This window comes from Alteromonas sp. ABV4_150, assembly GCF_056311745.1.
In genome coordinates this window covers 527,392-541,169 of sequence record NZ_CM149971.1, presented here as the reverse complement: position 1 = coordinate 541,169, position 13,778 = coordinate 527,392, and the positions used below count along the sequence as shown (strand labels likewise).

Genomic DNA, 13,778 nt, shown 5'->3' with positions numbered 1-13,778 from the left:
TTATACAACATGCTAAAGAATAAGATACACAGGTTGGACCACTTGGTAAAATATACTCATAGAATCGCGCGTGGTTTTGGAGAAGTACATGAGCAAGTGGTTAACAGTTCTATTTTTAGTTTTCGGTGTGAGTACGTCCGTTCATGCTAACTTGATATTAAACGGTAGTTTTGAAAATAACGATATCAGAAGTAACAGCTGGAAAGCCTTCACCGCTGGAACGGTAGAGGGTTGGAGCGGCACGAATATGGAGTTATGGGATAACTTTCAACGTTTAAACGCTTTTGATGGTAGCCAATACGCTGAACTAAATGCTAATGGAAACGGAGGTCAATATTCGATTTTTCAGACTTTTTCTACTGAGGCGGGAAATGCTTACGATGTGTCATTTGCCTATGCAGCACGACGCAGTGGAGAAAGTTTCCAGTTAGACATACTTAGTGATACCAATAGCGTTTTATACAGTCAGGTGTTTGATGATCATGCTATTAAAAGCTGGTCTGAGTTCTACGGTGATTTTGTTGCACAAACTGCACTGACAACCATCCGTTTTTCTACCATCAATACAGGAACCTATGGCAATTTTGTTGATGATATCGTGGTAACTGAAGCGCCTAGATTAGCGAGTGTATCCAGTGTTTCAGTTAGTGAGCCAGCGAGCTTGGCTATTTTGCTACCTCTTTCAGTTTTTGCGTTTATAAGACGCAAAAGAGCCAAATAGACTTACACATATGGTAATTACGAAAAGGCCCGCATTTATGCGGGCCTTTGTTTTTTTATGCAAAAATATCTGCGCTTTGGTTCTAATGCTTATTTGTCCATATGCACAACAGAGCGAATGCTTTCGCCTTTATGCATTAAATCAAACGCTTCGTTTATTTCATCAAGACCCATGGTGTGAGTGATAAACTCTTGGAGGCCAAAATCACCGTTTAGGTATTGTTCAACAATACCTGGCAGTTCTGAGCGACCTTTAACACCACCAAAAGCAGAACCGCGCCATACACGACCTGTCACCAACTGGAATGGACGCGTTGAAATTTCTTGTCCTGCGCCTGCCACTCCGATGATCACTGATTCACCCCAGCCTTTGTGGCAGCATTCAAGCGCAGAGCGCATAACGTTGACGTTACCAATACATTCAAATGAGTAGTCAACGCCGCCGTCAGTCATTTCAACAATCACTTCCTGAATAGGCTTGTCGAAATTCTTAGGATTAACTAGGTCAGTTGCGCCGAGCTGTTTCGCTAGGTCAAATTTGCTCTCGTTAATATCAATACCAATAATGCGACCAGCGCCTGCCATGCGCGCTCCAATGATGGCTGATAGACCAATTCCGCCTAGGCCAAAAATAGCAACCGTATCGCCTTGTTGCACTTTTGCAGTTTTAAGTACAGCACCCATACCCGTAGTTACACCACAACCAAGCAGGCAAACTTCGTCTAGCGGCGCATTTTTGTTTACTTTCGCTAGCGATATTTCAGGTAGAACAGTGTACTCAGAGAACGTTGAGCAGCCCATATAGTGATAAATTGGCTCGCCATCTTTAGAAAAACGGCTTGTGCCATCTGGCATTAGACCTTTACCTTGCGTTTCGCGCACTGCTTGGCAAAGATTAGTCTTACCTGATTTACAGAACTTACATTCGCCACATTCTGCGGTGTAAAGAGGAATAACGTGGTCGCCAACTTCTACACTAGTCACACCTTCACCGACCATTTCAACAATACCACCACCTTCGTGGCCTAAAATTGAAGGAAATACGCCTTCGGGATCATCACCTGATAATGTAAATGCGTCAGTGTGGCACACGCCAGTTGCAACAATGCGCACTAGGACCTCACCTTTCTTGGGAAGCTCTACGTCCACTTCTTCCATTTTTAACGGTTCACCTGGGCCCCAAGCCACCGCAGCTTTTGACTTAATGTGCGTTTGACCCTGTTGCAACGAATCTTTGAATGACGCCATGTAATGACTCCTTAATCATAAATCTTTGATGTTGTTTTATAGGCCAAAGTATAGGAGACGGTTTACTAATGATAAATACAATTTCAGTAAATCACTTTTGCAAATTTGTAATAAATGAGTTTGCCAAATAGAATTGGTACACAGAAGGGCGGATTAGTTTGAACTACTTTTGTTTTGCGAGTGGCAATAATGAAATTTCTTGAAGGTATAGCCGAGTTTTGTGCAGTGGCTGATGTTGGCAATTTTACCGGGGCTGCGAATAAGCTAGATACGTCAGTGGCTCAGATAAGCCGTAAAGTCGCATCACTTGAAAAGCAGCTAGGCGTAAAATTGTTACAGCGTACAACGCGCAGCGTATCGCTTACTGAAGCGGGTACGCAGTATTTTCAGCAGGCAATGCCCGCGTTAAAGGCGCTCGAAGATGCCCAACTAGCGGTGAGCGCACTGCAAGCATCACCGCAAGGGCTAATTAAACTTACCGCTCCGGTAGCGTTTGGCGAAGCCTTTATTGCCCCTCTTCTCAATACGTTCATGCAAAAGTATTCCGGTATCAGCGTACAGTGCACCTTCTCAAACGAAAAGCTCGATATTGTCGAGCAAGGCCTCGACCTTGCCATACGCATTGGCAAATTAGAAGACTCGACGCTGGTTGCCAAAAAACTAGCTACTCGACACTTATTTGTATGCGGAAGTAGGGATTATTTTAAAGAGCAAGGTCAGCCCAAAAGTATTGAAGAGTTAAAAGAGCACTCGCTGCTGGTGGGGTCACAGCCCTATTGGCGTTTACTTATTGATAATAAAATTCAATCAATTCCTGTACAGGGGAGAGTACGGTATAACAGCGGTAATGCCCTATGCAGCGCCGCAATTGCTGGTTTAGGTATTGCACAACTGCCCGGGTTTTACGTGCGTAAAGCACTAGCCTCAGGTCAGCTAATAGAGCTGTTTCCCGAGTATAAAGACGAGCGAGAGGCTATTTGGGCGGTATTTCCTTCAAACCGAAATGTTGCACCCAAAATTAGGCTGCTGGTGGATTTTTTAGCTCAACACCTTGTTTCAGACAGTTGAAGCACCCTCGCCAAAATAGTGATCGAAATACAGCGCCTGTATCTAAATATTCTTTAATAAAGGTGATATGCAGGTGATGAAGTGCACAATGATGAGGGAAAAATTCACGTACGCGGCGCCCGTGTACACAACTTAAAAAATATCAGTATCGATATACCGCGAAATGAAGTGGTGGTGTTTACCGGTGTATCGGGTTCAGGAAAATCTTCTTTGGCTTTTGGTACGCTTTATGCCGAGGCTCAGCATCGGTATTTAGATTCAATATCACCTTATGCCAGACGGCTAATTGAGCAGGTGGGAAAACCTGACGTAGACGCGATTGAGGGATTACCGCCTGCTGTGGGCCTACACCAGCGTCGAGGCGCACCTTCAGTTCGTTCCTCCGTTGGTAGCATCACCACGTTATCTAATAGTCTGAGAATGTTGTATTCCCGGGCCGGGATTTACCCCGAAGGACAGAACATTGTCTACGCAGACGGATTTTCTCCTAATACGCCTGACGGTGCATGTGAACACTGTGACGGTATCGGTAAAGTTTTCGATACAAAAGCTCATCGCCTTGTACCCGACGACAGTCTCACCATACGTGAGGGCGCTGTGGCAGCTTGGCCTGGTGCGTGGCAGGGCAAAAACCTAGTAAGGGTACTGTTATCGCTAGGTATTGATGTGGATATTCCATGGCGTGAACTGCCTCAAAAAACGCGTGACTGGATCTTATACACCGACGAAATGCCTCAGTTACCTGTCTATCGAAACTATAACCTAGCGCAAACCCGTAAAGCGCAACAAGAAGGTGAACCTGCCAGCTACAATGGCAAGTTTATCAGCGCGCGGCGTCATGTGCTCGATACCTTCAAAACGTCTCAAAAAGAGAAAATGAAGCAGCGAATTGCTCCCTTTATATCTGTTGAAGCATGTCCGGTTTGTCGTGGAAAAAAGCTTAAGCAAAATGCGCTGGCAGTGAAAGTTGATGGCTTAGATATTATTGAATTTTCAAGGCTGCCACTACAGCAAGTTCACGAAAAGCTTCAGGCGTTAAAAAATTCAGTCAAAGGCGAAACGTCAGAGCGTGGTCAGGTGATACGCAATATTACGGGCGACATTATTGAAAGAGTGAAACCGATAATAGCGCTTGGGCTTCATTACCTCTCGTTAGATAGAAGTACAACAAGTATCTCAGTAGGCGAACTGCAGCGGTTGCGTCTGGCGACACAACTTAAATCAAACTTATTTGGCGTTGTCTTTGTGATGGATGAACCTTCATCAGGTCTTCACCCACGCGACGTCGAAGGGCTTATTCACGCGCTTCACAATATTACTGAAACGGGAAATTCGTTGCTTGTTGTCGAGCATAACCCTTACGTTATCAAAGGCGCTAACTGGGTCGTAGACGTAGGGCCGAGGGCTGGAGTGAACGGCGGTGAGCTTGTTTATAGTGGGCCGGTTAAGAAGCTGGCAAGCATTAAAAACTCCCCAACGGCAGACTATGTGTTTAACAACAAAGCCCTAAGCCAGCGTATAAAACGTAAATCATCAGGGGTATTGGGTTTAAAAGACGTGTCCAGAAATAATGTCAGCCATGTTGATATTGATATTCCACTTGGTGTGATGACCTGCGTCACTGGCGTTTCCGGCTCTGGAAAGTCGAGTTTGATTAGCCAAGCATTAGTTGAGTTAGTCAAAGATGGTTTACGTTCGGCTGAGAAAGAAGGGAAACGAGCGAAAGAGACGAGAAAAACGAAAGAACTGCTTACCGACGCCAACTCTCTTCTCGCTCAAGACACTTTTTTACACGAAAGTGAGCCGCAGCAAGGCTTTATTGAAAGCGGACTTGAAGAGTTAAGTCGTATAGTTGTGGTCGATCAGTCTCCCATCGGCAGGACACCCCGTTCAACACTGGCAACCTATACCGGCATATTTGACCAAATCAGAAGTTTATTTGCTTCAACCGAAGAAGCAAAATCCCGTGGTTACGATGCGGGTCATTTCTCGTTTAACGTTGCAAAAGGGCGATGCCCACATTGTGAAGGCTTGGGTGTGGTATCGGTAGAACTACTGTTTATGCCGAGTGTTTATTCCCCCTGTACCGTTTGTAACGGTCAGCGTTTTAACGATAACGTACTGGAAGTTGGTTACAACGAGCATTCTATCGCTAATGTATTATCGCTTACGGTTGAAGAAGCACTATCTGTATTTAGTGGTGATCAAGTTATTAGGCGGGGACTTAAAACGCTAATGAACGTAGGGCTTGGCTATCTAACCCTTGGGCAAAGTGCCACTGAATTATCAGGCGGCGAGGCGCAGCGCATTAAATTAGCGTCAGAACTTAAACGTGCTCAAAATGCTAATACCCTATACGTGCTTGATGAACCTACAACAGGTTTACATCTTTCAGACACTGCATTACTTATGCAGCATTTAAGCACGTTAGTTAAAGCGGGGAATACGGTGGTGATGGTTGAGCACAATATGCAGGTGGCTGGGGCTTGCGACCACATTATTGATATGGGGCCAGGTGCTGGTGATGAGGGAGGAGAAATAGTTGCTGAAGGTAACCCTGAAGACGTTGCTAAAGTTCAGCAAAGTGCAACAGCGCCATTTTTGAAGGCGAGTTTGGCCTGAAGAAGGGTATTTACCGAATGAGTTCTGTTTGAACGATCTTAGAAATAAGTAGTTGTTTAAAGCTACTTAAGTACAAGGAAGCCAATTTAGAAACTGCTTAAACTGTATTTGTACCTCAAAAAGAAATATTAATTAAAGAGTGTTTCATATTTTGCAATACAGTGTAGTGAAAACTGCGGTTGACTTATAGACGTCTATACGGCAAATTGCTTGTATGAAAAAGATTCTACTTACTCGCACCACCATTATGTTAATTACCACCTTAAAAAGGGCGGTCGCTGACTAGTGCAAGTAAGCAAAAGACAACGAAAGCCCGCCTAACAAAGAGCGGGCTTTTTTTTACACACGTTTTAGCATGCGTAACCTTAAGGAGCAGCATATGAAAGTCTTAAAGTTTGGGGGTTCTTCTCTAGCCGATGCACCGCGATACATGCGCGTTATGGAAATTAGCACGGCAACCCACCAAACCGACGGTGCTGCGGTTGTACTTTCTGCCCCAAAGGGGGTAACGAACGCGCTTTCACTACTTTGTGAACAAGCAGCCGCGGGTGAAGATTTCCAGCCATTATTCGATAAGTTGAACGATACGGTTACGGGCATTGCCAACGACCTGAACGATGAGCTCGACGGGTTTGAGCACGCAAGCGTGGTGGAATTTATCATTAGCCACTTATCGGTATTAAAGCAGCACCTTGAAGGTATTAAGCTGCTTGGTGTTGCACCTGATAATGTTGCTGCCGGTATTCTAAGTATTGGTGAATACATCTCGGTGACGCTATTTAGCGCTATGCTATCTGCCAAAGGTATTGCAAATCGCGTTATCGACCCTGTTAAATATGTGCTTGCCGAGGGCGATTACCTGGACAGTATTGCTGACGTATCGTTAAGCAAAGCGCGTTTTTCAGATGTGCCTAGCGATGGTAGTGAATTTTTGGTTATGCCGGGGTTTGTTGCTGTAAACGAAGCAGGCGAAAAAGTAACCCTAGGACGCAATGGCTCTGACTATTCAGCGGCTATCTTGGCAGCCTGTATTGACGCAAGCTGCTGTGAAATCTGGACAGACGTAGATGGTGTTTATAACGCTGACCCCAACCAAGTGGAAGGTGCGGTACTGCTAGATAAGCTTACCTATCAAGAAGCGATGGAACTGTCTTACTTTGGCGCAAAAGTACTTCACCCTAAAACTATCGGCCCTATTGCCCAACACCACATTCCTTGTTTGATCAGAAATACGTTAAACCCGGCAGCCCCTGGTACGCTAATCAGTAATGAAAAAAGCGAGGTGTGGACGTCGGTTAAAGGTATTTCACAGCTTGATAATGTCACTATGTTCAACGTGGCAGGCCCTGGCCTTAAAGGCATGGTTGGCATGGCGAGTCGTGTGTTTGAGGTGATGTCTAACGCCAATATTTCAATTAGCCTTATTACTCAGTCGTCTTCGGAATACTCAATCAGCTTTTGTATTCAAAGCAAAGACGCCGGCCGCGCATTAACGCTACTTGAAGATGCATTTGCGCTAGAGCTACAAAACCAGCTGCTGGACCCTATTGAAGTGCGCCATGACTTGGCCATTGTTACTTTGGTTGGTGACGGTATGCGTCAAACTAAAGGATTGGCAGCGCGATTCTTTAACTCGTTGGCGCAAGCACGAGTGAACAACGTAGCTATTGCTCAGGGCTCTTCAGAGCGCTCCATTTCGACGGTAATTGAAAGTAAGCGTGCAAAGAAAGCAGTAAAGGTCATTCACCAGAATTTTTTCTCTGATCGCCATACCATAGACGTATTCCTAGTGGGGTGTGGCAATGTAGGAACCGAACTGCTAGGCCAAATTCAGAAGCAGCAGCCGGCACTTTTAAAACGCAATATTCAGCTGCGCGTTTATGGTATTGCCAATAGCCGTAAATTGCTGTTGAACAGCCAAGGTATCGATTTAAGCAGTGACTGGAAGTCTGCGCTTGAATCGGCAAGCGAGGGATTGAGTGTAGAGCGCCTGCATCAGTTCGCAAACGATAACAGTTTGGTCAACCCAGTCATTGTTGATTGTACTAGCCATGAAGCCATTGCTAATCAGTACGTAGATATGATGGAAAGTGGCTTCCACGTAGTGACGCCTAACAAAAAGGCTAACACTTCCGCTATGTCTTATTATCGGAAGCTGCGTAAAACGGCACTTGCTACAAACCGTCAATACCTCTATGAGACGACAGTGGGCGCAGGTCTCCCTGTTATCGACAACTTACAAAAACTATTCAGCGCAGGTGATGTACTGCACCGGTTTGAAGGTATTCTTTCAGGCAGCTTATCTTACGTATTCGGTAAGCTTGACGAGGGCATGAGCCTGTCGCAAGCGACACAAACTGCCAAAGACAATGGTTTTACCGAGCCAGACCCTCGCGACGATTTAAGCGGCATGGACGTAGCGCGTAAGCTACTTATTATGGCCCGTGAAGCCGACCTAGAACTTGAACTTTCAGATATAGAGATTGAGTCGGTTCTGCCAGCAGGATTTGCAGAAGACTGTTCCATTGACGAGTTCATGCAGCAGCTACCTGAGTTAGATGCAGGAGTAAATGAAAAAGTTGAAGCGGCTAAAGCTGAAGGAAAAGTGCTTCGCTATATTGGCAGCATTGAGGATGGTAAGTGCAAGGTTAGTGTTCAGGCCGTGCCGGCTAGTAATCCGCTTTCTCAAGTAAAAGACGGCGAAAATGCGCTGGCTATTAATAGCGACTACTACAGCCCAATTCCTTATGTAATAAGAGGATATGGTGCAGGTGGTACGGTAACTGCAGCTGGTGTGTTTGCTGACATTCTGCGTACTATGCCGTGGAAACAAATGGCCCATTAGAGGCTAATTTAATTAGCTATGTCGCAAGCGACGTAAGAGAAATTATATGAAAGCATTAAAGGCCTTTGCGCCGGCATCAATTGGAAATGTGAGCTTAGGCTTTGACGTACTGGGCGCAGCGCTTGCGCCCGTTGATGGCACTAAGTTAGGTGATGAAGTTGAAATAAAGGCGGCTGAGTCATTTTCATTAGAAACTGTGGGGCGCTTCGCTCACAAACTCCCGGGCGATGCAGACAGTAATATTGTAACCAAGTGCTATCACTATTTCTGTGAGCAAATGGAAAAAGCGGGGAAGCCAACGTCTCCTGTTGCGCTTACGCTTCATAAAAACCTACCTATTGGTAGTGGTCTAGGCTCAAGCGCAAGCTCTATTGTGGCAGCGTTTGCTGCACTCAATGCTTACTTCGATACGCCATTTGATGAAGATACGTTACTTATTATGATGGGCGAATTAGAAGGCCAAATAAGCGGTAGTATTCACTATGATAATGTTGCTCCCTGTTATTTAGGTGGCATGACGTTAATGACAGGTAGCGATGCGCCGGTCACGCTGTCGTTGCCTTTAAACGACGAATGGTACTATGCCGTTTGCTATTCAGGTATTAGCGTATCTACGGCGGCAGCGCGTGACATCTTGCCTAAACAGGTGGATATGGCGACGGCGCTGACCTTTGGTCGGCAACTTGGCGTGTTTGTACACGCACTGCATGCAGGTAACTTTGACTTGGCGGCGTCGGTAATGAAAGATGTTATTGCCGAGCCTTACAGAAAATCGTTACTGCCAGGCTTTGATGAAGCTCGCGCGTTTAGCGAGCAAGCTGGAGCACTAGCTTTTGGCATTTCGGGTTCGGGGCCTACGGTGTTCGCTGTATGTCCAAGCAAGGCGCAAGCGGAAGAAATCGCAGCATATTTAACCGCGAACTACATTCAAAACGAAGATGGCTTTAGCCATGTGTGCCAAATACCAAGCCTGGGTACGGTAATTTCTTAAAGCACAGTGATTTTTAAAAGATTAAAAGGGCAGCCTATCTGCCCAACTATAAAGGTAACAGCAAGTGGAATTGGTAAATTTAAAAGATTCATCGGACACAGCAAATTTTGCTGAAGCCGTTAAGCGGGGCTTAGGTAAAAACCAAGGGCTTTATTTTCCAGAGCATATTCCCACTCTAGATAATATTGACGAATTGTTAGAAAAGCCATTTGTAGAGCGCAGTATTGAAGTACTTCGCGCGCTTATCGGCGATGAACTGAACAATGGCGAACTAGAAGAAATTGTTAAAACGGCATTCGCTTTTGGTGCGCCAGTCGAGCAGGTCAACGATAACGTGTACTGCCTAGAGCTGTTCCACGGTCCAACGCTGGCGTTTAAAGATTTTGGCGGCCGCTTTATGGCGCAAACCCTTTCACGGATCAGCGAAGGCAAGCCAGTCACCATTCTAACAGCAACATCAGGTGATACAGGTGCCGCGGTTGCTCACGCGTTCCATGGTATCGATAACATCAATGTGGTTATCTTGTTCCCGAAAGGTAAGATAAGCGCGCTTCAGGAAAAGCTATTTACTACGCTAGGCGGAAATATTCATACCGTGGCTGTAGAGTCTGACTTTGATGCATGCCAATCCTTAGTTAAAACTGCATTTGACGATCCTGATGTGCGTGAAGGTCTTCACTTAAATTCAGCAAACTCAATCAATATTAGCCGTTTGCTAGCTCAGGTTTGCTATTACTTTGAAGCGGTAAGTCAGCTGCCTAAAAAGAAGCGTGACCAGCTCGTTATTTCAGTACCTAGCGGTAACTTTGGCAACCTGACCGCAGGCATGATAGCCAAATCTTTAGGCCTGCCTATTAAGCGTTTTATCGCGGCAACTAACCTAAACGATACTGTGCCTCGCTACCTTAAAACCGGCGAGTGGGACCCTAAAGCGACCATTGCAACTATGTCTAACGCAATGGATGTGAGTCAGCCTAATAACTGGCCGCGAATAGAGGCGCTTATTGAGCGTGGCTATATCGACAAAGCGTGTCTTAAAGGTGAGATGGTTGACGAAGAATATACGCAGCTTGCTATGCGTCAATTAGCGCAACAAGGCTATACCAGCGAGCCACATGCCGCGATTGCCTATCGCGCAGTAAGTCACGACTTAGAAGACGGCGAAATTGGTTTGTTCTTAGGAACAGCGCACCCGGCTAAGTTCAGAGAAACCGTTGAAAACGTGCTAGGTAATCCAATCAGCTTACCGAAAGCGTTGGCCGATGTAGCAGGCGAAGACAGCCTAGCGGTAGACTTGCCAGCGTCTTACGATGCACTTAAGCAGCATATGATGGATTTGCTTAAGTAATGACACCCTCGGCTACAACATGGCAAAGCGCGCTTAGTGATGAAAAGCAAAAAGACTATTTTGTTACGTTACTTGAGCGCGTGAAGGACGCTCGTGAAGCGGGAAGCGTTATCTACCCGCCTCAGTCTGACGTATTCAATGCGCTTAAATACACGCCGCTAGACGATGTAAAAGTCGTGATCTTAGGTCAAGATCCGTACCACGGTCCTAATCAAGCCCATGGACTTTGTTTTTCAGTAAAAGCTGGCGTTAAAACACCTCCATCGCTTAAAAATATGTACAAAGAGCTGTTGTCTGACATTGATGGTTTCACCGAGCCTAATCACGGCACGCTGACGTCGTGGGCGGAGCAAGGGGTATTGCTACTTAATACTGTATTGACCGTTGAGCAGGGCAAAGCACATAGCCACGCGAAATGGGGGTGGGAAACCTTCACCGATAAGGTTATCGATGTGGTCAACGAGCACTGCCAAAACGTTGTGTTTCTTCTATGGGGAAGTCATGCGCAAAAGAAAGGTAAACACATAGACCGTGAAAAACACCACGTCTTACATGCACCCCATCCGTCACCGCTTTCAGCGCATAGAGGCTTCTTAGGGTGTAAGCACTTCAGCCAAGCTAATCAATACCTAATTGAAAAAGGCAAAGCGCCTATCAACTGGCAAGTATAGCATTAGCTTATACGCTTAAGACCTAAGCACGCTAGAAAGTAAAAAGGCCGCCTGTGTAACAGGCGGCCTTCGTTTTATCTTTCCAGTGTCTCTAGCTCGTACTCGAAACCACAGTCGAGTTCGGCCAGTTCTTTTTCTAATTTGTAGCGATCTTGTAGCGCTTCGATTTCTCTCCACTTACGTTTTTTGCTTTTGGTTTTTGCTGGGCTTGCTTCGATGTCTAACATGGCAAATAGATCTGATTTATCCACTGGGATCTCCTTTTTATACCACTACAACTAATACAGAGTTTTTGTTTTTAATTCCCTCTGTACAATTTTGTATCACAGCCGCAACTAAAATAAAATAGTTTAGTTTACCTTTTATTAACAAATTGTGACGATATGATGACAAGGGTAAGGAAAGAACAGTGTGTTTAAAGCGTAAACAATAACTGTATATATTTGATTCTATTTGTTTTATTAGTAATCAATTATACAGTGATACGGAAATCAAAAATGTCTGTCGTATTGTCGATGAAAACCGCAACAAAAAACGGCTAGCTTCCGAAAAAGCTAGCCGTTCAGTTTGTTATTTGCACCAATTGGGTGATTTTAAATCACCTCGCATTCCTTATTTTGGTGCATTCGCTGCTCTGAATTTGGCAATCAATTGTTGTGTTGAAGCGTCGAAATTATCTTTGTCTGCCTCACCTTGAATGCCTGCAAGTACTTGGTTTCCTAGTACTTTACCTAACTCTACGCCCCATTGGTCGAATGAGTTAAGGTTCCAGATAACACCCTGAACGAATACCTTATGTTCATACATAGCAACCAGCGCGCCAAGAGTTTTAGGCGTAAGGCTATCAAACAAGAAAGTATTGCTAGGCTTGTTGCCAGGCATGGTTTTATGAGCGGCCAAGCGTTTGCGTTCAGTGTCGTCTAAACCTTTACCGTCAAGGTCTGCATAACACTCTTCAAAGGTTTTACCCTGCATTAGTGCCTGTGTCTGACCAAAACAGTTGGACGCAAGCATAGCGTGATGCGTGTCGTCCTGATTAGGAACGTTAAGGGGCAGCATAAAGTCAGCAGGTATAACGCCAGAACCTTGGTGAATAAGCTGATGGAAGCTATGCTGGCCGTTTGTACCTTCACTACCCCAAATAATTGGGCCAGTAGGGTAATCTACGTGCTCACCTTCTTGCGTCACTTCTTTACCATTACTTTCCATATCTAATTGCTGTACGTAAGCTGGTAAGCCGCGAAGATAGTGATAGTAAGGTAATAAAACGTGTGATTGCGCGTCGAAGAAGTTTCTATACCACACACCTAACAGTGCAAGTAGAACAGGCATGTTTTCTTCTAGCGGTGCGGTTGTGAAATGGGTATCCATGTCAAACGCACCTTCAAGTAAGCCTTTGAAGTTTTCAAACCCAAGGGCTAGCGAGATAGGCAGGCCAATGGCAGACCACAGTGAGTAACGACCGCCTACCCAATCCCACATAGGGAAAATATTGTCGGCGCTAATACCAAACTCGGTGGCTGCTTTAACGTTTGAAGACACGGCTACAAAGTGTTTAGCAATATCTTCTTGTGTACCGCCAGACTTTAAGAACCAGTCTTTAGCCGTAAGTGTATTTTGAAGCGTCTCTTGGGTAGAGAAAGACTTTGATGACATGACCACCAAAGTTTCTTCAAAATCTACGCTAGATAGCACATCGTTAATGTGGCAACCGTCAACATTGGCAACAAAGTGAACTTTCACGGCATCAACCGTATGCGGCTTAAGTGCTTCGGTCATAATCTTAGGACCAAGGAACGAACCACCAATACCAATTGCTACAATGTGCTTGATAGGCTTGCCGGTATAACCTTTGTGTTCACCGCTGTGAACTGACGCGGTAAACGCTTCAATTTTGGCAAGCGTAGCATGCACTTCAGGCATTACGTCTTCGCCATCTACCAGTACTTTACGGTCTGAGAAGTTGCGAAGCGCGGTATGCAGAACAGCGCGGCCTTCTGTTGAGTTAATTTGCTCACCAGCAAACATCGCGTCGCGAAGGGGTTCTAGTTTGCACGCTCGAGCGAGGTCGAAAAGTCCTTTAAGCGCGTCATCATTTACACGGTTTTTCGAGTAATCAAGAAAAATACCGCAGGCTTCAAGCTGCATCTTGTCCGCGCGATTTGCATCTTGTGCAAACCAGTCGCGCATGTGGGCATCTTTTACCGTTGCAGCAAGTTCAGATAGCTTTTTCCATTCAGGAAGAGAAGTTAAAGCACTCATTGT

General features: G+C 45.4%; 10 protein-coding genes. 7 read left to right on the top strand and 3 right to left on the bottom strand.

Going from position 1 to position 13,778, the window contains the following annotated elements:
- Nucleotides 1-88 precede the first annotated feature (88 nt).
- Nucleotides 89-721, top strand: coding sequence for a carbohydrate binding domain-containing protein (locus ACYX4M_RS02320; protein WP_476081730.1), 633 nt, complete (start codon nucleotides 89-91; stop codon nucleotides 719-721).
- Between the two features lie 89 nt (nucleotides 722-810).
- On the opposite strand, the gene ACYX4M_RS02315 is transcribed toward ACYX4M_RS02320, so the two are convergent.
- Entirely contained in the window at nucleotides 811-1,968 is a 1,158-nt protein-coding gene (locus ACYX4M_RS02315; protein WP_476081729.1) for an S-(hydroxymethyl)glutathione dehydrogenase/class III alcohol dehydrogenase, read from the bottom strand.
- A gap of 189 nt (nucleotides 1,969-2,157) precedes the next feature.
- Between ACYX4M_RS02315 and ACYX4M_RS02310 the strand changes: the two genes are divergently transcribed.
- From ACYX4M_RS02310 to ung, 6 genes are all read left to right on the top strand, one after another.
- Nucleotides 2,158-3,036 (top strand): LysR substrate-binding domain-containing protein, encoded by an 879-nt coding sequence (locus tag ACYX4M_RS02310; protein WP_476081728.1) that lies wholly within the window; start codon nucleotides 2,158-2,160, stop codon nucleotides 3,034-3,036.
- Between the two features lie 81 nt (nucleotides 3,037-3,117).
- Nucleotides 3,118-5,658 carry an excinuclease ABC subunit UvrA gene (locus ACYX4M_RS02305; RefSeq protein WP_476081727.1) on the top strand — a complete coding sequence of 847 codons (2,541 nt, stop codon included), beginning with the start codon at nucleotides 3,118-3,120 and terminating at the stop codon, nucleotides 5,656-5,658.
- A 379-nt stretch (nucleotides 5,659-6,037) separates the two neighbouring features.
- Nucleotides 6,038-8,503: a bifunctional aspartate kinase/homoserine dehydrogenase I gene (thrA, locus tag ACYX4M_RS02300; protein WP_476081726.1), complete on the top strand. Its 2,466-nt coding sequence runs from the start codon at nucleotides 6,038-6,040 to the stop codon at nucleotides 8,501-8,503.
- Nucleotides 8,504-8,549: 46 nt separating this feature from the next.
- Nucleotides 8,550-9,494, top strand: a complete 945-nt coding sequence (thrB, locus tag ACYX4M_RS02295) for a homoserine kinase (protein WP_476081725.1) — start codon at nucleotides 8,550-8,552, stop codon at nucleotides 9,492-9,494.
- A gap of 64 nt (nucleotides 9,495-9,558) precedes the next feature.
- The gene (thrC, locus tag ACYX4M_RS02290) at nucleotides 9,559-10,842 is read left to right on the top strand and encodes a threonine synthase (protein ID WP_476081724.1); all 1,284 of its coding nucleotides are present in this window, start codon (nucleotides 9,559-9,561) and stop codon (nucleotides 10,840-10,842) included.
- The gene (ung, locus tag ACYX4M_RS02285) at nucleotides 10,842-11,513 is read left to right on the top strand and encodes a uracil-DNA glycosylase (protein WP_476081723.1); all 672 of its coding nucleotides are present in this window, start codon (nucleotides 10,842-10,844) and stop codon (nucleotides 11,511-11,513) included. The genes thrC and ung overlap by 1 nt, the downstream gene beginning before the upstream one ends.
- 74 nt (nucleotides 11,514-11,587) lie before the next feature.
- Here the strand turns inward: ung and ACYX4M_RS02280 are convergent, their stop codons facing one another.
- On the bottom strand, nucleotides 11,588-11,764 hold the full coding sequence (locus tag ACYX4M_RS02280; RefSeq protein ID WP_012519516.1) for a DUF3545 family protein: 177 nt from the start codon (nucleotides 11,762-11,764) through the stop codon (nucleotides 11,588-11,590).
- A gap of 361 nt (nucleotides 11,765-12,125) precedes the next feature.
- Nucleotides 12,126-13,775 carry a glucose-6-phosphate isomerase gene (pgi, locus tag ACYX4M_RS02275; protein ID WP_476081722.1) on the bottom strand — a complete coding sequence of 550 codons (1,650 nt, stop codon included), beginning with the start codon at nucleotides 13,773-13,775 and terminating at the stop codon, nucleotides 12,126-12,128.
- Between the last annotated feature and the right edge of the window lie 3 nt (nucleotides 13,776-13,778).